The organism is Dyella amyloliquefaciens (genome assembly GCF_004296575.1).
Taxonomy (GTDB): domain Bacteria; phylum Pseudomonadota; class Gammaproteobacteria; order Xanthomonadales; family Rhodanobacteraceae; genus Dyella; species Dyella amyloliquefaciens.
The window spans coordinates 582,001-603,580 of record NZ_SAYT01000005.1 but is presented as its reverse complement, the minus strand read 5'-3'; the positions used below and the strand labels follow the sequence as shown (position 1 = coordinate 603,580).

Annotated in this window: 17 protein-coding genes; 7 read left to right on the top strand and 10 right to left on the bottom strand. The window is 65.2% G+C overall.

Annotated features, from left to right (window positions below; genetic code table 11):
- Nucleotides 1-95: 95 nt before the first annotated feature.
- The 8 genes from EPB08_RS14470 to nosZ form a co-directional block, all read right to left on the bottom strand.
- Complete coding sequence (locus EPB08_RS14470) at nucleotides 96-986, bottom strand: LysR family transcriptional regulator (RefSeq protein WP_130619794.1); 891 nt, start codon at nucleotides 984-986, stop codon at nucleotides 96-98.
- Nucleotides 987-1,067: 81 nt separating this feature from the next.
- Nucleotides 1,068-3,494, bottom strand: a complete 2,427-nt coding sequence (locus tag EPB08_RS14465) for a sodium:solute symporter (protein ID WP_229238351.1) — start codon at nucleotides 3,492-3,494, stop codon at nucleotides 1,068-1,070.
- Nucleotides 3,491-4,342 (bottom strand): HpcH/HpaI aldolase/citrate lyase family protein, encoded by an 852-nt coding sequence (locus EPB08_RS14460; RefSeq protein ID WP_130619793.1) that lies wholly within the window; start codon nucleotides 4,340-4,342, stop codon nucleotides 3,491-3,493. Before EPB08_RS14460 ends, EPB08_RS14465 begins: the two co-directional genes overlap by 4 nt.
- 436 nt (nucleotides 4,343-4,778) lie before the next feature.
- Nucleotides 4,779-6,101, bottom strand: a complete 1,323-nt coding sequence (pepQ, locus tag EPB08_RS14455) for a Xaa-Pro dipeptidase (RefSeq protein ID WP_130619792.1) — start codon at nucleotides 6,099-6,101, stop codon at nucleotides 4,779-4,781.
- 695 nt (nucleotides 6,102-6,796) lie between these two features.
- A complete protein-coding gene (locus EPB08_RS14450; protein ID WP_229238350.1) occupies nucleotides 6,797-7,156 on the bottom strand; it encodes a PilZ domain-containing protein in 360 nt (119 codons plus the stop codon).
- On the bottom strand, nucleotides 7,153-9,441 hold the full coding sequence (locus tag EPB08_RS14445; protein WP_130619791.1) for a DUF1631 family protein: 2,289 nt from the start codon (nucleotides 9,439-9,441) through the stop codon (nucleotides 7,153-7,155). Before EPB08_RS14445 ends, EPB08_RS14450 begins: the two co-directional genes overlap by 4 nt.
- A 148-nt stretch (nucleotides 9,442-9,589) precedes the next feature.
- Nucleotides 9,590-10,714, bottom strand: a complete 1,125-nt coding sequence (locus EPB08_RS14440; protein ID WP_130619790.1) for an FAD:protein FMN transferase — start codon at nucleotides 10,712-10,714, stop codon at nucleotides 9,590-9,592.
- Between the two features lie 91 nt (nucleotides 10,715-10,805).
- The gene (nosZ, locus tag EPB08_RS14435; RefSeq protein ID WP_130619789.1) at nucleotides 10,806-12,746 is read right to left on the bottom strand and encodes a TAT-dependent nitrous-oxide reductase; all 1,941 of its coding nucleotides are present in this window, start codon (nucleotides 12,744-12,746) and stop codon (nucleotides 10,806-10,808) included.
- A gap of 243 nt (nucleotides 12,747-12,989) precedes the next feature.
- On the opposite strand from nosZ, the gene EPB08_RS14430 reads away from it, so the two are divergent.
- From EPB08_RS14430 to EPB08_RS14400, 7 genes are read left to right on the top strand one after another with little or no spacing between them, the layout of a single operon-like run.
- Nucleotides 12,990-13,424 (top strand): c-type cytochrome, encoded by a 435-nt coding sequence (locus tag EPB08_RS14430; protein ID WP_130619788.1) that lies wholly within the window; start codon nucleotides 12,990-12,992, stop codon nucleotides 13,422-13,424.
- 14 nt (nucleotides 13,425-13,438) lie between these two features.
- Nucleotides 13,439-15,631 (top strand): NosR/NirI family protein, encoded by a 2,193-nt coding sequence (locus EPB08_RS14425; protein WP_205746359.1) that lies wholly within the window; start codon nucleotides 13,439-13,441, stop codon nucleotides 15,629-15,631.
- Nucleotides 15,628-16,884, top strand: a complete 1,257-nt coding sequence (locus tag EPB08_RS14420) for a nitrous oxide reductase family maturation protein NosD (protein WP_130619787.1) — start codon at nucleotides 15,628-15,630, stop codon at nucleotides 16,882-16,884. Before EPB08_RS14425 ends, EPB08_RS14420 begins: the two co-directional genes overlap by 4 nt.
- Nucleotides 16,865-17,803, top strand: a complete 939-nt coding sequence (locus EPB08_RS14415; protein ID WP_205746358.1) for an ABC transporter ATP-binding protein — start codon at nucleotides 16,865-16,867, stop codon at nucleotides 17,801-17,803. Before EPB08_RS14420 ends, EPB08_RS14415 begins: the two co-directional genes overlap by 20 nt.
- A complete protein-coding gene (locus tag EPB08_RS14410; protein WP_130619785.1) occupies nucleotides 17,800-18,630 on the top strand; it encodes an ABC transporter permease in 831 nt (276 codons plus the stop codon). Before EPB08_RS14415 ends, EPB08_RS14410 begins: the two co-directional genes overlap by 4 nt.
- Complete coding sequence (locus EPB08_RS14405; protein WP_130619784.1) at nucleotides 18,627-19,133, top strand: nitrous oxide reductase accessory protein NosL; 507 nt, start codon at nucleotides 18,627-18,629, stop codon at nucleotides 19,131-19,133. Before EPB08_RS14410 ends, EPB08_RS14405 begins: the two co-directional genes overlap by 4 nt.
- Nucleotides 19,134-19,143: 10 nt before the next feature.
- On the top strand, nucleotides 19,144-19,791 hold the full coding sequence (locus EPB08_RS14400; RefSeq protein WP_130619783.1) for a hypothetical protein: 648 nt from the start codon (nucleotides 19,144-19,146) through the stop codon (nucleotides 19,789-19,791).
- A 13-nt stretch (nucleotides 19,792-19,804) separates the two neighbouring features.
- On the opposite strand, the gene hemW is transcribed toward EPB08_RS14400, so the two are convergent.
- Entirely contained in the window at nucleotides 19,805-20,971 is a 1,167-nt protein-coding gene (hemW, locus tag EPB08_RS14395; RefSeq protein WP_130619782.1) for a radical SAM family heme chaperone HemW, read from the bottom strand.
- 4 nt (nucleotides 20,972-20,975) lie between these two features.
- Nucleotides 20,976-21,575: an RdgB/HAM1 family non-canonical purine NTP pyrophosphatase gene (gene rdgB, locus EPB08_RS14390; protein ID WP_130619781.1), complete on the bottom strand. Its 600-nt coding sequence runs from the start codon at nucleotides 21,573-21,575 to the stop codon at nucleotides 20,976-20,978.
- Nucleotides 21,576-21,580: the final 5 nt, after the last annotated feature.

The following is a 21,580-nucleotide window of genomic DNA, read 5'->3' as shown; positions in this document are numbered from 1 at the left end:
CTAGTTTTTGTTGCTTACGAACCAAGCAAAAATGTGTCGCGACGCAGCAAATAAACTGCTTCGATCGAGCTGCTCCGCGCGCAGCTCATGCAGGTTCACGACGTCGTGTTCCTGATGGTTTGCGCGACTTTTCGCGCCTCCTGCAGAAAAACCGATACCAGCCGCACGCGCACGCTCGATCGCGCCCATACGATGCCGATACGTCGTGGTACCGCAGCATTCGGCAGCGGAATACGCACGAGCTCGAGTCCCTCGGGCCAGGGTTGCGCCCAGTCAGGCACCAGCGATACGCCGAGCCCGCGGTCCACCATCACTGCGATCGCGTTCAGCGCATTCAGTTCGAAGCGCTCGCGCGGCTTGATGCCGTTGATGCGCAGGTAGTCGTCGGCCTGGCGGCCGCCCCACTGGTTGCGGTCGTAGCGGATCAGCGGCTCGGTCGACAGCAGTTCGTGCGGATCGCGGTCGGCCATGCTGCGTGGCGCCAGCACGATCAGGGGTTCTTCGCGCAGCAACTGCCACTCGCAGGTCTTGGGCAGCGGGAAGGGCGCCTGCAACACCACGGCGGCGTCGAGGTCGCCATCTTCCACGGCGCGATAGAGGTCCACCGAGAAACCGGGCTTGATGAATACGTTGATCTGCGGAAACGCATCAACCATGCGCGCGAGAATGTCCGGCAGCATGCCGGCAAGCGCAGTCTGGCAGGCGCCGAGCCTGAGTTCGCCAGAGACATCGCTTTCGTTCGCGATGCTGCGAAGGTTGGCCACTTGCCGCAACAGGTCGCGCGAGTGCTGCAGGATGCGCGAGCCTTCCTCGGTGACGCTCACCGTGCGCCCCACGCGGGCAATCAGCGTGGCGCCGATTTCGCGCTCGAGCGTGCGGATCTGTTGTGCCACCGCCGCCGGAGTGATGTTCAGCACGCGTGCTGCCGCCGCCATCGAGCCCTGGTCGACGGTGATGATGAAGGTATGCAGGAACTGGGTTTCCACGTGCGACCACCTTTGCTTTGTCGCAGCCTACCTGACCATCGGCCGGTGTCGCCATGGACTTTCGGCCCATGGCGAGGTGTATCACTCCACGTCGCGGTAGATCGTCAGCCCTTTCAGCGAGCGCGTGGGCGCCGGGAAAAACAGGCTCGCCAGATAGCCGATCACGATGCACAACAAGATCGAGATGGCCAGATAGAAATACGGATGTACCAGCTTGTACGACCATGCAATCAGCGTGAGGCAGATGCTGGCGCCAATGCCGATGGCCACGCCCGGCGCGTTCGCCCGGCGCGTGAACATGCCCAGGGTGTAGGCACCCGCGAAGCCGCCCCCCAGCAGGCCGGCCAGCTCGATTGACACGTCGAACAGCGAGTGCACGTCGAAGCGAGACAGCAACAGCGCCGAGGCGATGCCTATCAATCCCACCATCACAGTCATGACTTCAGCGAAGAACACGCTCTTTTTCTGCGAGCCTTCACTCACCAGCTTGTCGTAGAAGTCAACGGAGATAAGCGTAGCCACGCTGTTCATGATCCCCGACAGTGTCGCCATGGCTGCGGCAAAGATGCCAGCGACGATCAGCCCGGTCACGCCCATGGGCAGCTCGGCCGCAATGAAGAGCGGAAACGTGGCATCGATCGGCAGCAGCGGGTTCATGCGCTCGGGATGCGTCTTGTAGAAGACGAACAACGCCGTGCCGATCATGTAGAACACGAAGCCGCCGGGTATCATGATCGCGGCGAATGCCCAGATCGAGCGACCAGCTTCCTTGTCCGACTTGGTGGACAGCGCACGCTGCATCAGTACCTGGTCCTTCGGGAAAGTCAGCACTACGTCGAACAGCACGAGGAAGATGAAGCCCCAGACCGTCGCCTTGGTGAGGTCGAAGCTGAAATCGAACAGTTTCGTCTTGTTCTCGGCCATGGCGGTATGCACGAACTCGCCCACGCCGCCGTGCAGGTTCCACACGATGAAGCCGATGGCGAAGATGGCGCCGCCCATTTTCACGATAACCTGTACGAAATCCGTCCATATCACCGCCTTCATGCCGCCCATGGCGGTATAGATGATGGTGAATCCACCCATCAGGATCACGCTCCAGGTGACACTGATGCCCGTGATGGTGGCAATGGCGAGCGCCGGCAGAAACAGGATCACGCTCATGCGGCTGCCGATCTGGGTGAGGATGCAAAGCGCGCTGGCAAGCATGCGGATGGCCGGATGGAAGCGCGTCTCGAGATACGAGAACACCGACATGAGGTCCAGTCGGCGCAACAGTGGAACGATCCATACCGCGACGAACATGAGGCCGAACACCGCGATGAGGTTGTTGGTGAGGTACTGCCAGTTGCTCTCGAATGCCTTGGCTGGAATAGCGATGAAGCTGATCGAGCTGGTATTGGCTGCATACAGGCTAACGCCCGCTGCCCAGAACGGGATGCTGCGGCCGCCAACGAAGAAGCTCGAGGTGGAATTGCGCTTCTCGCGCACGTAGAAGTACAGACCGATGCCGATCATCGCGGCGAGGTAGACCACGATGACGATCCAATCCAGCCAACGCAGCAGCAGCTTGCTGGACTGCACCTGGGCGGAGGTGAGTTCCATCTTTCCGTCCGCAACCGTCGCCCACAGCAGGCCGTCCTGCCAGGCGGTGGTGGCCTGTGGGTACAGGACGGAAGCGCCGGGAAGGGTGGTCCAGGCGCTTGTGATGGTCTGGAAGGTGGCAGGGCGTGCGACGCCACCGTCGGATCCGCGCAGGAGGAACATCAGATGAGCCTGTCCCATCGCGCGCGCGGATGAGGCCACTATGGTGCCGGGCACGTTGCCGCGATCTTTCCAGGTTCCGTCGTTGGCTGCCTGCCACAGCTGCTCGTGGCCATCTGCTCGCGCCACGGTAACGAATGCACCGGCGTTCTGGACCGTGATCGACGTGGCTTCGGTGTTTCCGGGCCAACCTGCCCGGTCCGTCCACTGCGCTGAAGTGACGTCCAGCGGAAGTCGCAGCAGGTGAGTCCCGTTGGGTGCCTGGCCTGCGACGAACACCGCGTTGTCGGTAACGGTTGCCTGTCCGTGTGCGATGGCCTGCGGCAGTGCGGGCAGCGGTTCGAGCGAAAGCACGTCACCATGCAATGACAGGCGTGCCACGCCCGTGACAGCCGTGGTGCTGCCGAGCAGCGCGTAGCCCTGGCGGTTACTCCCGAATAGTGCGGCTACCTGGGAGGTCGCATCAGGGGACGCCCACCGCAACGTCCGCCATTGCTGGTCGTTGTAGCCGGCGACTCCCCGATCGGTGAGGGCGATGGGATGCCCGTCAACGACGACCAACGACCGAATGGCTTGCGCGGCCGGGACCGGCAGGGAGCTTGCGCGCATCGGCGTCAGGGTATCGGCCGTCGCAGGGAAGCCCGAGAACAGGAGCAGGACGGCAAGCAGTTTTGCAAACCACAGATCCGTTGCGCTGGTGTTCTTCCGCCCCCGCGGCGTTGCCTGCCCCCACATGCCCATCATCGCTCCACTGCTGCCAACATGGCCTGCGCGCGCTTGAGAAACGGCAGGTCGATCATTTTGCCATCCAACACGAAGGCTCCGTGCCCCGCGTGTTCCGCGCGGTGTGCCGCTTCGACAATGCGTCGCGCAGCGGACAGTTCGGCTTCGGTCGGTGCGAACGCCGCATTCGCCAGCGCCACCTGGCGCGGATGGATGCAGCTCTTGCCGGTAAAACCCAGGCGTCGTGCCATGGCGGCTTCCGCTGTGAAACCGTCACTGTCTTCCATATCGGCGAACGCGCCGTCGATGGCGAACACGCTCGACTGTGCTGCCGCCATCTTCACGGCAAACATCGCGGCGTGCACGTTCGCCGTGTCGCGGCGAGCGATGCCCTGTGCCTCGAACAGGTCGGCCAAGCCAAGCTGCAGTCCCGCGACACGCGGGTGTGCCGACGCGATGGCAGCGGCATGGGCCAGTGCCAGCGGTGTTTCGACGTTCACCAGCAGGCGGATAGGCTCATGCACGTGATTGGCCGCTTCGGCACGCTCGATGACGGCGACCGCCTCGAGCAGGTCGCAGGCTGATTCGATCTTGGGCAGGTTGAGCATGGTCAGGCCCTGGCGTGCGACCGCGTGCACGTCCGCCTGAAAGTGCTCCGAATCCGGTGCGTTGACCCGCACGATGATCAGCTTCGCCGCCGCGCTTACCGCCGGCGAGCTCACGAACTCGCCCACGCACTCGCGCGCTTCCTGCTTGAGGGCAGGTAACACGGAGTCCTCGAGATCCAGCGACAGCGCATCGGCGTTACCGGCAAGCGCCTTGGCGAACAGTTCCGGACGGGACCCGGGAACGAAAAGCTTGCTGCGCATCAATGGGTCCGTCTGTCGCCGTATTGTTCGGTGCGGACGAGTGTGCGTGACGGATACTGCGTGAATCGAGCGAACGCAGCATGTTCAAACGATAGTTTTTGTTTCGACTGGGCTTCTGGCCGGTGTTGCGCTGCGGCGCGGGACTCGCGCTGAAGTGGCGGTTTAGTGCCTGGTCAAAGCGCCACACGGCTTGCTGCAAGCGCATCATTCGACGGCAGGGGCGGTCATGCCGCTACGAAAACAATGGCTACGCCGCCGCCTCGTTGGTCGGTGAACTGCGAAGCGGTGCTCTACGTCATTGTCCCGTCGCTAGGCGCGGTTCTTTGCGCGGGTCCGCTGCACTGGTGGCATCCACCTCGAACCGCACCGCACGGGGAATGCCATCGACAGCCCATTCGCTTGTGACCTGATAGCGGACGGGCTGGTCCATGGGTGCTCAGATCCGCGCGAACGCATCGCGCGTCAGGTTCTCCGGTGCGCCATCGGTGCACGCCACATCGTCTTCGATGCGGATGCCGCCGTAGGGCCGGAAAAAGTCGACCCTTGCCCAGTCGATGTCGCTCGCCGCCGGCTTGGCGCGAAGCTCGTCCAGCAGCATATCGATGAAGTACAGGCCCGGCTCGATGGTGACCACCATGCCCGGCTCCAGCGGACGGGTCATGCGCAGGTACGGGTGGCCTTGCGGGCGGGCGATGGTGCCGCCGCGCTCGCTCTGCTGGAAGCCGGCCACGTCGTGCACCTGCAGCCCGATGGGGTGACCCAGGCCATGCGGGAAAAAGGCCGAGGTGACGCCCGAAGACACCGCGCTCTCGGCGCTCATGCGGATGATGCCGTGCTCGCGCAATACGCCGGCCAGCACGTGGTGCGCGTGGATGTGCAGTTCCGGATAGCTCTGGCCTGCACACACCTTCGACGCGAATTCCTGTTGTGCGGCGTCCACGCTGTCGATCAGTGCCTGGAATTCGCCATGGCCATGTGCGGCATACGTGCGCGTGATATCGCTGGCGTAACCGGCCGCGCTCGCACCCGCGTCGATCAGGAAGGAGCGGCTCTGGGCGGGCGCCTGGCGATCGAAGTGGGTGTAATGCAGCACGGCGCCGTGTTCGTTGAGGCCGACGATGTTGGCGTAGGGAAGGTCCGCTTCAAGCTGCCGGGCAGCAGCAAGATAGGCCACCTGGATGCCGAATTCGCTCTCGCCTGCGCGGAACGCGCGCTCGGCGGCGCGGTGTGCGAGCGTGCCGATACGGCTCGCCTCGCGCATCAGTTGCAGTTCGTAGGGCGTCTTGTACGAGCGGTGCCAATGCAGGTAGTCGAGCACGGCCTGCGGGTTGTTCGCTTCCGCACCCGGCACGGTCGGGCACTCGGGGCCCAGGATGGCACGACGTGTGTGGGCGCCGGGCAGCAAGGCCACGGCGTCGGCAGCTTCGCGCACGATCTCGATGTCAAAATGCTCCACCCAGTAGCCACTCGGCGCCGCCGGCACCACATGCCAGTAATCCTTCGGCTGCAGGAAGATCAGTTTCGGCTTGTGGCCGGGCGTATAGACGATCCAGCTCCCCGGCGTATCGGTCAGCGGCAACCAGTGGCGAAAGTGCGGGTTGGCGACGAACGGATAGTCCTGGTCGTCCATGAACTTGCGCAGCGGCAAGCTCGCCGCGATCACTAGGTGATCGAATCCGCCCAGCGCAAGCGCCTTGTCGGCGCGCTCGCGCAGCGTGGCCAGGTGCTGGGGATAGAGTGAGGCGAGGCGATCGTGCATGGGAACTCCGGGGTGACTGCTGCGAGGTAGCGGGTCGCGCAAGTTGGGGTGGGGCTTTACATGATGGCGCCAGGTGGGCGCGGGTGCCAGTCGCTGTCTTGTTCTGTCTCTCTTCGCGGGAGAAGGCCGGATTTGCTCGCCTCACCGGGACTCTGGAGGCCCCTGCCTGTGTAGGAGCGCACCCAGTGCGCGATCGCACTTCGCTTCAGTCACCACACTAACGCTGCTCCTTTTTGTGGGAGCGCACCCTGTGCGCAACAGCCTTTCGCGCCGGTCTTCATGTTCTCCGTTCTTTGGAGAGTAGAGCATGGCCTCTGGTAGCTACGCTGGCACCAGGGTGCCGCCTACGCGGCGGGCGTTTCGACGTCCTGCCGGCCGCCGAGTCACTTTTCTTTTGCTGGCCCAAAAGAAAAGTAACCCAAAGAAAATGGCCTGAAGAGCTGGCAGCGGACTGATGGGAAAGGCCCTGAAGGTTCCGGAGCCCGGATTGCGACCGCCTCCGCCGCCAACCAGCGGCTACACCTCAACGCGCCGTGGCGCTGAGGACTTAAAGCGGAGCCCGCTTCGCTCCCTCTCCCCTTTGGGGAGAGGGCTGGGGTGAGGGGTGGGTGCTTGCGAGAGACTTCAAAGAGATCGAGTCGTGCGTATGGTGATGCCTGCAGAACCTCCTCCCCAAACGAAGGAGGACGACAAACTCACGGATGCCCGGGCTGCTCCAACCAGGCATCCAGCAGCGCCGCATCCGCATCGTCGATCGCCACGATGCGATAACCCGCCCAGATCTGTCCCGGGCTGGCGGCGGCTTCGTGCCATTGCTCCTGGATACCCACTTCGATCGTCTGCGGAGCGCTACCCAGTCCGGGCAATGACAGGCTGACCTGGTAGATAGCTTCGCTGCGCGGCGGGTGGGCGCTGATCAGCAGCATGCCGTTGGCCGACAGGTTGCCCAGGTGGCCGATCGGCTGGCCGCTGATCACATCGGTGACGATTGCGGTGAAGTTGGCGCGCTTGCGCTGGGCGCGACGCTGGTCGATGGAGGTAATGTTCTCGCTCACGCTCCGTCCCTCGATGCGGCCGTAAGCGGGCGGGCGACCTGGCGAAGATGGCTGGTCAGCGCGTGCCAGGCACGGTCGAGCAGGTTGTCGCGCACGTGAGCCATTTCGCGCACGTGGCCGCAGGCCATTTCATGGGCGAGATGCTGCAGTGGCATTTCCTCGTCGCGCATGCCGCGGCGTGTCACGAACAGGGCGTTGCCCGATACGGGCGAATACCAGGCCAGCTTGCGCTGGCTGACCTTGCCGTTGTTGGCGTCGATGAACTCGAACCACGTGCCGAAGGGCAGTTGGCGCAGGCGCTGGTAGATCCGCCGTTCGGGCGATTCGGGCGAGGCCGGTACCGGCGGTGGTGCCGGTGCAGCGACCGGAGCTTCCGGTGCAACGTGCTCGCCCAGGCGTTGGTGCTGCTTGAGCTTGAGCGCGAGTTCCGTCGTGGTGGCGGTGTTCTCGGTGGCGGCTGGCGTGCTGGCTGAAATGCCCAGCAGGCGTTGCGCCACCTGCACGGCTTCTTCGGCGTGCATGCCGATCTGCTGCAGGCCGGATTCCACTTCCGACTGCAGCAGGCCCTGGTCAGCCACCGGCAGCTGGCCCAGCAACTGGTCGGTGATGCGCAGGCGCAGCGTGAACGCTTCACTGTCCTCGCCGTGGCGCAACAACGTCAGGGCCAGCACATCGGACCAGGCGCGCTCCAGCAGCGTGCGCAGCAGACCGCGCGGATTGCAGCGTTCGAAACGTTCGGTCATCAGCGCCGCGGCGCGATGGCGCGCCTGCTCAAGGCGCTCGCGCCCCTGCATGGCCTCGACCTGGCGGCGCTCGGCGATCTGCGCCTTGCGATTGAGCAGGCTCAGGTGATGTTCGATGTCTGCCAGAAGGCTGGTGTAAAGGCCGGTACTGGGGGGCTCGCGGCGGGCGCGGTCCACCAGCTGGTTGAGCTTGGCGCCCAGTGAGCGATCGGCGTCGCCATCGGGCACATCCAGCCAATCGTTGGCGGCCTCGGTGACTACACCTAGCAGCTTGCGCGCTGGATGTTCGCGCTGGTTGAAGAATCCCTTGTCGGCGACGGCCATGCGCAGCAGCGGCAGCTGCAGGTCGCCGAGCAGCGAGTGGGCGCTGCCTTCGTGCTGCAATTGGTGGCCCAGTTGCTCGAACAGCATGGCGACGAGTTCCACCGTGTCGCCCTGTTCGGCGGTGAGGTGGGTCTGGCTGGCACCTGCCGGCTTGCCGGCATTGAGCTGGGTGATCAGCTCCTCGCGCAGCGCGTGTGCACTGCGCAGTTCGCGCTGCGCGTGATCGGCGACGTCGGAGACGTGCAATTGCAGCGCATCGAGTGCGAGCTGCAGTTCCTCCGGCGAGGCAGGGCGACCGCTCTGCTGATAGTTCAGCGCACCCTGGCCGGCGCGATGCTGGGCCAGCATCTCGCGCAGGTTATCCAGCACGGCGATGCTGTCGCTGCGAGCAGGGGTGGGGCTGAGCGGTGCGGGTGCGGCCGGAGCGGGAGGCTGGCGCGAGAAATTGGCGGGCGCGTTTTCGCCGCTTCCACCACGCTGCGGTCGCTCGACCTGCGTGCGTGGCGGTGTCGGGAACGCGCGCAGCTGGGGCAGGACGCCGTCAGCACGCAGGTGTTCGTTGACCGTGTCATACAGGGAGCCCAGCGTGCTGATCACCGCCGTGTCGAAGCACTGCAGCATCAGCACGCGGTGCTCCACCGGAAAGTCGACCAGCGCCTCGCCGCCTTCGCGGAATGCCGATGACAGCGCCAGGGGTCCCAGCGGGAGATGTTCGCCTTCAAGCGGCGGCTGGCTGACCAGTACCGCGAAACGATAGCCAAGTTCGAACAGCGCGGAGCCATGCCGGGCTTCTCCGCGCGCCACCAGGGTCTGCACGGCGACGCTCTGCTCGTGCTCGCTCTGGTCGAGCAATTCCAGCGGCCGATGGGCGGGCTCGTGCTCTTCCGTCGCGATGACGGCCGAGCCGAGCCGGCTGAAATGCTTGCGCACGCCTTCGAGGAAACGCCGCTCCAGCACCGGGCGCTGTTGCTGCAGCAGTTGGCGGCTGAACAGGCTCCGCTGCTGCTCGAGGTTGTTGCGCGAGCGCTCGGCCTGCGAATAGAGGCGTTGCTCGATGTCGAACAGACATGCACGCAGCGGCGCCTCCAGCCAGCTGACGCACAGCGCATGGGTCTCTTCGATCAGGCGGCGGGCACGCGGCGACCAGTCGGCACGGTCTGGACGTGCGTCTCGATCGGATGCAAATGGTTGACGTCGACCCTGTTGTTCGACATCCATGGCTGACCCTGTGCGTTCCCCCCGGAATGAACGCAGTGTAGGGCCTCGCCCGCAGCCCCGCCATCGGCTGTATGGGGGAGGCTGGGTCAGGAGGCGGTTGGGACGGGGAAATGTGACGGCATCAGGGGGCGTGCCGGCCAATGAGCGCCTATATGCCCGCCGGGATCACGACCGGTGGTGCGCCACTGGCGCCGCTTCGGCGGCAGTCTGTGGATGGGCGGGGGATGATCTGCAGCATGGCCGGGGGAAAGCTCGTGTGCAGCCGGGCACGCATGCCGGGCGTGATGTAGAGCTTGCCGTCGTGCCCCAGCAGCAGGGCACAGTTCATCTGCATATGGTCGGCCATATGCTGGAACCCGGCCGGGCCGGCGACCATCAGTGCCGTGGCGGCGATGTCGGCGTAGACCGCGTCGTCGCTGAGCACGCTGGTGGCGGCACTGGCCCGTTGCGGCCAGCCCGTGCGGGTATCGACGATGTGGCCAAGGTCGGGAGAAGAGGCGCGATGGCGCTGGTAATCCCCTGAGGAGGCCAGCGACTCGCCGCCATCGAGGTCGATATTGCCCAGCACGCCCGTCGGGGCGCTGACGCCGATTCGCCAGGTCTGGCCGTGGTTGCGTCCGACCGCCATGACGAAGCCGCCCAGGTAGATCAGGGCATGGTGGATGCCATGCCGGGCGAGCAGCTCCCGCACCTGAGAGGACGCATAGCCCTCGGACAGGCCGTTGATGTCGATCGAGACAAACGGATTGCTGGCACTGATGGTGCCATCCGCGGCGATATGGACCTCGTCCATGTCGGGCCGCTCGGCGAGCAGGTTCGTGACCTCACCGTCGGAGGGCGCAGCGGTCTGTACGGGATAGTGGCTGGTGTGGAAACCCCAGGCCCCGATCAGGCGGCCGGCCGCGGCGTTGAACAATCCATCGGTCTGGGCGTAGCCGAGCTGCGCGCGGCGGATCAGGTCAGCGACATCCGGTGGCACGCGATAGGACTGGCCGCGTGCCAGCGCGTCGTTGAGCCGGGTCAGTTCGCTGGGTTCCCACGGGTGCCAGGTGTGGTGGTCGTGGATGAAGAGGTGGCCGATGTCCTGCAGGGCTGCGTCGGCATCGTCGCGACTGGGCGTGAGCAGCTCGATGCGAGCGCGTGTGCCGAATACCAGGAACTCGCCCTGCATGGGCTGCAGGGGGCGCAGCCACAGGAACAGGCCGGTGAGCAGGGCGAACGTCGTGAGCATGATGCCCGCACGTATCGCCGTCTTGAGCGAGCGGGGTTTCATGGGTACTCCGGGAAGGCGTCGGCCGCGACCGGCGCCATGAAGAGGGTAGGGGCGCCGTCTGGCGGCGCCCCTGGGTCGTGCGGGTGGAGCCTCAGCCTTCCACGATCAGGCGCGAGCGCATTTCCAGATGCAGTGCATGGCAGAAGTGCGTGCAGTAGCACCAGAAGATGCCCGGCTTGTCGGCCACGAACGTCACCGACTTCGTCTCCTGCGGATTGACGATGAAGTTGATGTTGTACTTCGGTATGCCGAAGCCGTGGGTCAGGTCCTCCACCTTGTCGTGGTTGGTCAGCGTGATGGTGACGATATCGCCCTTTTTCACGTTGAACTCGCGCATCGAGTACGCCGGCGCCTGCGACATCAGCCTGATGTGCACCTTGTTGCCGTTGCGCTCGATCGTGCTTTCCTCCTTGCTCTTGACGGCATTGGGGAACTCGTTGAGGTCGTAGATCTGGCGCGTCTTGATGATGTCGGCGCGCACGATGATCGCGTCATGCGGCTCGGGGTGGGCCGAATGGTCGTGGACCAGCTTCATCTTGTCGCCGGAGATGTCGATGAGTTGCTCGGTCTCCACGTGCAGCGGGCCCACGGGCAGGAAGCGGTCCTTCGAGAACTTGTTGCCCGAGTTGTAGAACTTGCCGTCCGGTTCCTTGGTCTCGCCCATGGTGGTGTAGCCGTGGCCGGGCTGGTAATGCACGTCGATGGTGTCGAGGATCACCTTGGCCTTGGTGTCGCCCTTGAACTGCGCGATGGCGGAGTCGACGCTCCACTTCACGATCTTGCTGTCCAGGAACAACGTCGTATAGGCATTGCCGCGGCCATCGAAGCCGGTATGCAAGGGACCCAGGCCCACGTTGGGCTCGGCGATCACGGCGTCGCGCGGCTTGGCCAGTTCGCCGTCGAACCACTTGGTCACCAGTGCCAGGTCGATGACCGAGCAGGTCGGCGACAGCTTGCCGGAGCAGACGAAGTACTTGCCGTCCGGGCTGGCGTTGACGCCGTGCGGGTTCTTCGGGATCGGCACGTAGCAGGTGAGCGCCGTTTTCGGGTCGGCGTTGGCGTCCTTGCGGCCATCCACCACCGGCACCTTGGAGTCGCCGATGGTGGTCGTCTTGCCCGCCGCCACCGCCGCTTCGATGCGCGCGATGTTGAAGAACACGCAGGCGTCCTGTTCCGCGGACATCATGTCCTCGTAGTGGATGCCGTTCTCGGTGTTGTACTGGTTGGACGCCGCGAGCTTGCCGTCGTAGGTAGTGGCGACCAGGTCCATGTTGCCGTCGATGCGGCACTGCCAGCGGACTTCCATGGTTTCGGCGTCGAGGCAGCTGAAAAGGCAGCCGTACTTGTCGGGCGAGTTTTCATCGCGGCCGTCGTTCGGCAACGGGATGTGGAACTCCGCGCCGGCGAACACGCGCGTGGTGTGGTTGATCGACGCATCCACCGGGTCGCGCTTGTCCGGGAACAGGCCGTGGTGGCCCTGGACGTTCGGCAGCTCAGTGATCTTGTCCACTTCGAAGGTGTCGCCGCGGATGCGTGCCACGCGCGCATTCAACTTGTCGTTGACCCAGAAGTGCTTGCCGTCGTAGGTGCCGTCCTTGTACGAGCCGTGCACGTGGTGCGTGTCACCCGTCCAGTACTTCAGCTGGCCATCCGGGCGCGTGCCGATGATGGCGCGCGATTCGTTGGTGATACCCCAGCCCACCATCGGGTCGATGTTGAACACCGGGATGCGCTTGATCGTGCGGCCCGACGGGCAGCCCAGGATGCGCACTTCGCCCGAATGACCGCCGGACGAAATGATGTAGTAGCTGTCCAGCTTGCCCGGCGGTACATCGTAGGCGCCGTGGTCGGGCGCCGCTGCCGGAGCCAACCCTGTGGCCGCCTTGTCACCGGCGGGTTGGGAGGCGCCGCATGCCGTCAGGCCAAGCGCCGCGCCGGTACCGGCGAGCCCGGCCATCGCGGTGTTACCAAGGAATTTCCTTCGGCTCGGATCGACTGCCGAATAGCCGTCTTTCGTTTCGTTACCGCTCATCTGCGCATCCCTCTGTGGTCGCGTCGGTTTAAGACGACGCGGACTCTAGGATTCGCTTCACACCAAGCCATTGATGCAGGTCACGCAGGGCCGAACCTGTGCGCTTTGAGCGCGGGATCGATTGCCACAGGGCTGACGCACGTCAAGGTGAAAAGCACCCTCCGCTGCTCTCATCTTCGTGTCGTCCGATGCAGCCAGTGTTTGCACGTGCACGACCCGCATCCGTACCCAGGGAATCAATCGATGAAAGTCCGACACTTTGGTGGTCCGCTGATTGTCACGGCGGCCATGCTGCTTGCTGCGTGTGGTGGTGGCGACAAGGCTGCGCCCGCCGGTGACGCAGCGTCGTCGCCGTCGACGGCCGTCGAGGCACCGGCTGCCCAGCCTGCCGCGGCACCTGCCGCCGAAGCGGTCGCGGCCGAGCCTTCGCCGGGCGAAAAGGTGTACCAGGGCACGTGCGTGATGTGCCATGGCAGCCCAGCGGTCGGTGCGCCTGTGCTTGGCAACAAGAACGACTGGGCTCCGCGCATCGCGCAGGGCAAGGACGTGCTCTACAAGCACGCCATGGAAGGCTTTACCGGCGAGAAGGGCGCAATGCCCGCGCACGGCGGCAACCCGAGCCTCGACGAGACCGCGATCAAGGCGGCGGTCGATTACATGGTCAGCAAGGCGCAGTAAGGAACAAGCGCGTCATGAACATGGAAGGCTTGCGCCGTGGGCGTGGCGCCGCTACTCGGTATGGCCATCGGTTTGGATGGCTATACGCATTGATCATCGGGTGCTGGCTGCTGCTTGGCAGCGGCCATGCCCTGGCGGGCGCCTATGAGGCGGAGCTTCCTGCCGCCATGTTTGCCAGTCCCGAGCTGTGTCGGTACGCGCCGTGCAGCAGCGTGCTGCCGGACGCCGAGCGGTTTTCGTTGCGCAAAGGCAATCCGGCCTACGTGGAAGGCATCCGCCAGCACAACGGGCATGACGAAGTGGTCGGCTACGTCTTCCTGTCCACGGATACCACGCCCGACATCGTCGGCTATTCGGGCAAGCCCATCGTCACCCTGGTGGGCATGGATGCACAGGGGCGCATCACGGGCGTGCGCATCCTGCGCCACAGCGAGCCGATCCTGCTGGCGGGGATCCCCGAAGAAAAGCTCGTGGCATATGTGGCCCAGTACACCGGCAAGCCGGCCGGTGCCCATTTCGAGCTCGGCCGAGCCGATGGCACCAACGTGCCGATGGACGCCATCAGCGGCGCCACCGTCACCGTGCTGGCCGAGAACCAGATGGTGGGGCGGGGCAGCTATGCCGTGGCACGCCAGGTCGGGTTGATCCATGCCGTGGAACGCCCCCAGGCCCGGTTTGCCGGCACGGCTGCGCCGTCCGACTGGGCAGGATTGGTCGCCGATGGGAGTGTCAGCCATCTCAAGGTGATGCCCGAGCAGGTGGGCGAGCCGCGGGCTGCGCAGCCGTTCATCGATCTATGGTTCGGCTATCTCAATGCGCCTGCGGTGGGCAAGGCCGTGCTGGGCGAGGCGGGTTACCAGCGCTTGATGGCGGACTTGAAGCCGGGCGAGCACGCCATCTTCATCATCAACAGCGGCAGCAGCTCGTTCAAGGGCTCGGCCTTCGTGCGCGGCGGTGTGTATGACCGCATCCAGATCACCCAGGATGCGGACACTTTCCAGTTCGGTGATGGCGATTACCGCAACCTCTATCACGTCGATGTTCCCGGCGTTCCGACGTACGACGAGTCGGGCATCTTCATCCTGCGTGGCAAGTCGTTCTCCGCGGCGTATCCGTGGCGGCTCGCGTTCCTGTCCAAGCATGCCGGTGATCACGGCAATGCGGACTTCGCCAATTTCAACGCCGAGTACTGGCTGCCGGCGCGCTACCTGGAAGGGGGCCGCCCGACCATCGAGACGCCGACGCCGGCCTGGGTGAAGCTGTGGAAGGCCAAGGCCTTCACCATCGCCGCCTTCGTGGCGCTGCTGCTGTCCGTTGGCGTGTTCTACGCCTTGCGCATGCGCTGGGCCGCACGCTCCAGGCGCAACGACAAGCGCTGGATCCTGTGGCCGCATACCGCCAGCTGGATCATCGCCGTGGGCTTCGTCGGCGCGACGCAGTTGGCGCAACCGTCCGTGGTGCAGGTGCTTACGCTGATCCATGCGCCGTTCGACGGCTGGCGCTGGGACCTTTTTCTCAGTGATCCGCTGATCTTCCTGTTCTGGATCTTCATCGCCATCACCATCGCCTTGTGGGGCCGCGGCGTGTTCTGCGGTTGGCTGTGCCCGTATGGCTCGATGAGCGAGCTGCTGTTTCGCGGCGCACGGCGCCTTGGTCTCGGGCGCTGGCAGTTTGCCTTGCCGTCGCGCTGGCACCATCGCCTGCGCTGGATGAAGTACGTCGTGCTGGCGGTGTTGGTGGCAGCTTCATTCCACTCCATGGCACTGGCCGAGCGGATGGCCGAAGTGGAACCGTTCAAGACCACCTTCATGGTCCACGTGTGGAATCGCAGCTGGCCGTTCGTGCTGTTCTGGTCGGCGCTCGTGGCGCTCTCCATGTTCGTCGAGCGCCCGTTCTGCAAGTACCTGTGTCCGCTGGGCGCCGCGCTCGCACTGCCGTCGCGCTTCCGCCTGTTCGGGCTCAAGCGCAAGGCGGAATGCTCGACCTGCAAGGCGTGCGCGGTGGGTTGCGGTTCGCAGGCCATCGATCCCCAGGGGCGGATCGATCCCTCCGAATGCATGCAATGCCTGGATTGCCTGGTGCTCTATCACGACGATCACGCCTGTCCGCCGCTCAGCTCCGAGCGCAAGCGCCGCGCCAAGGCCGGCCTGCCGCTGACGCCGATCGGTCGCGACGGCCACTTCATCCCGATCAAGCTGGTCGAATGAAACGCCTGTCGGCGCTCCTGCTGCTCGGCTTGGCTGCGCTGCCCGCGAGTGCGGCGACGCTCCGCGTGCATCCCGGCGAGCGGATCGGCGCGGCGATAGCGCAGGCATCACCGGGCGACACCATCGAGATCGAGCGTGGCCTATACGTCGGCGGCTTGCGCATCGACAAGCCGTTGACGCTGGTCGGCGTGGGCCGGCCCACCATAAGCGGCGACGGCAAGGGCGATGTCATACGCATCGCGTCCCCGGATGTACGCGTCGAAGGGGTGATCGTGCGCGACAGCGGTGACGACCTGGGGGCACAGAACGCCGGCATCTACATCCAGCCCGGATCCGACCGTGCCGTGGTCAGCCACTGCGATTTCGCCCATGTGCTGTTCGGCCTGTGGATCGAGAAGAGCAACCAGGTGTCGGTGGAAGACAACCTGATCACAGGAATGCGCGAAAAATTTTCTTCGCAGCGCGGCAACGCCATTCAGCTGTACAACACCGAAGGCGCATCGATCGAGCGCAACCACATCAGCTTCGCCCGCGATGGCATCTACGTGGATGTGTCGCACCACGCGCGCTTCGTCGGCAACCGTATCCACGACGTGCGCTACGGCACGCACTACATGAACTCGTACCACAACCTGTGGGAGGGCAACGAGAGCTTCCACAACCTCGGCGGTCTGGCACTGATGGAGGTGCGGGATCTCGAGGTGCGCAACAACGTGGCCTGGGGCAACGTCGGTCACGGCATCATGCTGCGGACGATCCAGGATTCGACCATCACGGGCAATGTATCGGCGGGCAACGGCGAGGGGTTGTTCGTCTACGACGCCGAGTACCTCACCCTGCGTAACAACCTGGTGATCGGCAACGCGGTCGGCGTGCACCTGTGGGCCGGCTCGTACAACAACGAAGTGGATGGCAACGACTTCATCGGCAATGCCGAACAGGTGAGCTACGTCGCCACGCGCGACGTGGAGTGGGGCAAGCACGAAGGTAACTACTGGAGCAACTACCTGGGCTGGGACGCGGACGCGGACGGCTACGGCGACGTGCCCTTCGAGGCGAACGAACTGACCGACCGGCTGGTCTCGCGCTATCCCTTCGTCAAGTTGCTGGACAGCAGTCCCGCGTTGCAGGCGCTGGGGCTGGCGGCAAAGCAGTTTCCGGTGCTTCGCGTGCCCACCATCATCGATGCGCATCCCGCGATGCGCCCCCATCATGTCGACTGGAGCCAGTGGCTTGAACGCAGCGGTCGTTGAAATCAAGGGCGTGGTGAAGCGCTATGGCGCGACATCCGTGGTTCGCGGCATTGGCTTTTCCTGCAGGGAAGGCGAGATGGTCGGGCTGGCGGGCCATAACGGTGCGGGCAAGAGCACCCTGTTCAAGATGATGCTTGGCATCATCGCCGCGGACGAGGGCGACATCCTGCTCTTCGGCGAACCGGTGCGTGGAAGCCGGTTCCGTGAGGTGCGCCGCGCCATCGGCTATCTGCCGGAACACGTGGCGCTGTACGACAACCTTTCGGGGCTGGAAACGCTGCGCTTCTTCGCGCGCCTGAAGTCCGCCGATCCTTCGCGCTGCAAGAGCCTGCTTGAGCGCGTGGGTCTGGGCGAGGCGATGCATCGTGCCGTCCGCGAGTACTCCAAGGGTATGCGCCAGCGGCTGGGCTTTGCGCAGGCGTTGTTGGGCGAGCCGCGCCTGCTGCTGCTCGACGAGCCGACCAATGGCCTGGATCCGGAGGCGATCCATGGCTTCTACAACGTGCTGCAGCAGCTGAGGAACGATGGAACCACCATCATCCTCAGCTCGCACCTGCTGGCGGAAATCCAGTCGAGGGTGGACCGCCTAGTGATCATGGCGAGCGGCAAGCTGGTAGCGGAAGGTACGGTGACGGCACTGGCCACCGCGTCCGGCCTGCCGGCACGCCTGGCAGTGACGCCGCGGGAAGGCGCGCGCGATCGCGTGCGGGGCGCGCTGCTGGCGGCGGGCTTCTTGCCCCAGGACACACCGGATGGTCTGGTGCAGGCGGCGGTGACGTTATCCCAGCGCATGACGCTACTTCGCGTGCTCGCGGCACTGTCCGACGAATTGCTGGAATACACGCTCACCGAGCCTACCCTCGAGGACGTGTTCCTGCGCCACCAGCGTGGCAGCACCTGGGTGGAGCGTGCGGCATGAAGCGGGCATCGTGCTGGCAATGGCGCCTGGTTGCCGCAATCGCTGCCAAGGAATGGCGTGACCGCCTGCGCAACCGCTGGGTGCTGGCAGTAGCCGTGGTGTTTGGGGCCTTCGCGCTGTTGATCGCGTATTTCGGCGGAGCCCAGTCGGGCGTGGTGGGCCTGCGCAGCGCGGCTGCCACGGTGGCGAGCCTGACCAGCCTGGCCATTTACCTGGTGCCGCTGATTGCCTTGCTGCTTGGTTTCGACGCGGTGGTCGGCGAGCGGGAGCGCGGCGTGCTGGACCTGCTGCTGTCGCAGCCGATCACGCGCGCCGAGCTGCTGATCGGCAAATACCTGGGCCTGGCGGCTGCCTTGTCGATGGCGACGCTGGTGGGTTTCGGTGCCGCACTGGTGCCACTGGCGCCCTCGATGGATGGCGCCGCGTTGGTGATCTACCTGCGCTTCGTCGGCAGCGCGCTGATGCTGGGCCTGGCCTTCCTCAGCCTGGCCGTGCTGGTGTCGACGGTGGCGCGGGACCGCACGCGGGCCACCGGTGCCGCCATCGCGCTGTGGTTTGGCTTCGTCCTGGTGTTCGACCTGTCCTTGCTGGGCGTGCTGGTGGCGTCGGCCGGGAGCCACGCCTCGACCTGGGCGCCCTATGCCTTGCTGCTCAATCCCGCGGATGTGTTCCGCGTGATCAACGTGTTCGGCGCTGACGCGCTGCGCAGCTCGTTTGGTCTGGGCACCTTGATGGCCCAGGGCTGGAATGCGCCCGCCACTCTGTACAGCGTCTTGCTTGCCTGGATCGCCGCGCCGCTCGGCGTGGCACTTTGGAGGTTTCGATGAGTTCGATGCGACGTTGGATACCCGGGCTTCTCGTGGTGCTGCTTGCGGCGTGCGCTCAGCAGGCCGACACGCAGGGGCCGGTCGAGCCGCGTGCCGACGCGTACTGCGAGCTTGACGGCATGACCCTGGCCGACTACCCCGGCCCCAAGGGGCAGATCAGCTACGCGGACGGCAGGACGGCGTACTTCTGCGACACGCTGGAGCTGCTGTCGATGCTGCTGCATCCCGAGCAGGTGCGTGCCTTGAAGGGCGCCTATACCCAGGACATGGCGCACGCCGACTGGGACCACCCGCACGGGCACTGGACCGATGCGACCAAGGCTTACTACGTGCGTGGTTCGCATCGCAGCGGAAGCATGGGACCCACCCTGGCCAGCTTTGCCGAGCGCGCGGACGCGGAGGCGTTCGCACGCCAGTTCGGCGGAGAAGTTTTGAGCTACGCACAGATCACGCCGGACATGGTGCGCCTGGATGGCGGCGCCGGCGGCGACATGGGCATGTGAGGGAGAGCGTATGAGAGCCTTTTTTGAGAACGTGGACCCGCGGACCGCTTCGGCGATTTCCGACGTTTCGCGGCGGATGTACGACCTCCGTGAGCGGCGCAAGCGCCTGCTCGAGGATACGGGCTGCGCAGACGCCGATGCGATGCTTGCCGCGGTACGCGATGGCGCCTTGCCCGAACACCCGGGTTACGACGCCTGGCTGGCGGTGCGGCTCATCGGTGACCGCGAGCGCGCCCTGCAGGAAACCCTGCAGTGGCGCTGCCTGATCGCCAACGGTGGCAAGCGCCTGCCACCCCCGCGCTCCGGCCTGGCCGCCCTGGCGTACCGGATCCGGTCGTCGCTGCCGTCCGAATTCGCCGGCGGCATGCGTTTGCACCCTGACGGGATTTCCTTCAGCGGCGAATCGGGTATCCAGGTGCTGGTACGCGCGCTGACGCCGCAGGCGTGGTCGTTCGAATGGCACTGGGCGGGGGAGGGCTGGCGGCTCGATACCGCGCCGGTTGCGCATCCGGGCGTCGACAACGTAGCGCACGTGCACCGACCGGACGGCTCAGTGGTCGCCCATCCGATCGCGCTGCCGCTGAGGGGTGAAACTTCCGCCGTGGTGCTTGCGTTCCTCGAGGCGCTGGTGCAATCACCGACGCTCGGACTGGGCTGAGCCGGGCAGCTGCTTAGTCGAGGAAGCTGGAAATCACGTCGTTGAGAAAACGCTGGCCCAGCGCGGTGGTTTGCAGGCGTGCCGCGTCCTCGACCAGCCAGCCGCGTTGACGTGCCGATGCGAGTGCCGAAGCAATGCGCTCCATCGGCATGCCGGTACGCTCGGAAAAATCGACGAGTGGCACGCCATCGATCAGTCGCAGTGCGTTGAGCATGTATTCGAATGGCAGCTCGTCGATCGCGACCGGGCCGTCACCACCGATACGACCGGCATCGCCGACGGCGGCCAGATAGGCCTTGGGGTGGCGTGTCTTCCAGCGGCGATGGACCGTGCCGTTGTCGGTGCGCGTGAGCTTGCCGTGGGCGCCGGCGCCGATGCCGAGATAGTCCCCGAAGCGCCAGTAGTTGAGGTTGTGCACGCAGCGCCGGTCCGCCTGCGCATAGGCCGAAATCTCGTACTGCCCATACCCAGCCGCGGCAAGCTGCTGCTCACAGGCTTCCTGCATGGCCCACGCGTGATCATCGTCGGGCAGGGGCGGCGGGTTCGCGGCGAAGGCGGTGTTGGGTTCCAGGGTCAGCTGGTAATGCGAGATATGCGTCGGCTGCAGCGCGATGGCACGTGTTACGTCGGCCTGCGCGCCCTCGAGGGCCTGCTGGGGCAGCGCATACATCAGGTCGAGGTTGATGTTGGCGTAGCCTGCGTCCTGCGCCGACTTCACCGCCGCCTCGGCCTCGCTGGCCGAGTGGATACGGCCCAGGCGACGCAGCTTGTCGTCGTCGAAACTCTGGATGCCGAACGACAAACGGTTCACGCCCGCCGCGAGGTAGCCGTCGAAACGACCGTGCTCGACCGTGCCCGGATTGGTCTCCAGCGTGACCTCGGCGCCCTCGACCAGCGGCAAGCGTTCGCGCACGCCGTCGAGGAAACGGTCGATCAGATCCGGCGTGAACAGGCTGGGCGTGCCGCCACCGAAGAAGATGCTGTGCACCGGGCGGCCGTACGCGGCGCTGCCGAAATCACGCAGATCCGCGTCGAGGTCGGCAAGCAGCACGTCGACGTATTCGGCATATGGCGGCAACTCGCCTTTGACGCCATGCGAATTGAAGTCGCAATAAGGGCACTTCTTCACGCACCACGGCATGTGGACGTATAGCGATAGCGGTGGTGCGATCAACGACATGGCTTCAGACGTGTGGTGCGGCGAGGCGCTGGCGAAGTTCGGCCAGTGCGCGCCCGCGATGGCTGATGCGGTTCTTCAGTCCCGGTGGCATCTCGGCGGCAGTCACCGTCTCCCCGTCGGGCAGGAACAACGGGTCGTAGCCGAAGCCGTGGGCGCCGCGCTGTTCGGTCAGCACGCGACCATGCCAGCGGCCCTCGGCGATCAGCGGCGCCGGATCGTCCGCGTGCTGCAACAGTACGAGCACGCAGATGAAGAACGCGCCACGCTGTTCAGTGGGTACGTCCTTCATTTCCTGCAGCAGCTTGGCATTGTTCGCCGCGTTGTCGCCGTGCGTACCGCTGTAGCGGGCCGAATACAGGCCCGGTGCGCCGCGCAGGTATTCGACGCACAGGCCGGAGTCGTCAGCCAGCGCAGGCCGGCCGCTGATGCGCGCCGCGTGGCGCGCCTTCAGCAGCGCGTTCTCCACGAAGGTGAGACCGGTCTCGTCGGCGTCGCTCACGGCGTAAGCGGACTGCGGCACGACGTTGAGCCCGCTATCGGCAAGCAGGGCGTTGAATTCGGCGAGCTTGCCGGGATTGCTGCTGGCGAGAACGATGGAGGACATGCGCG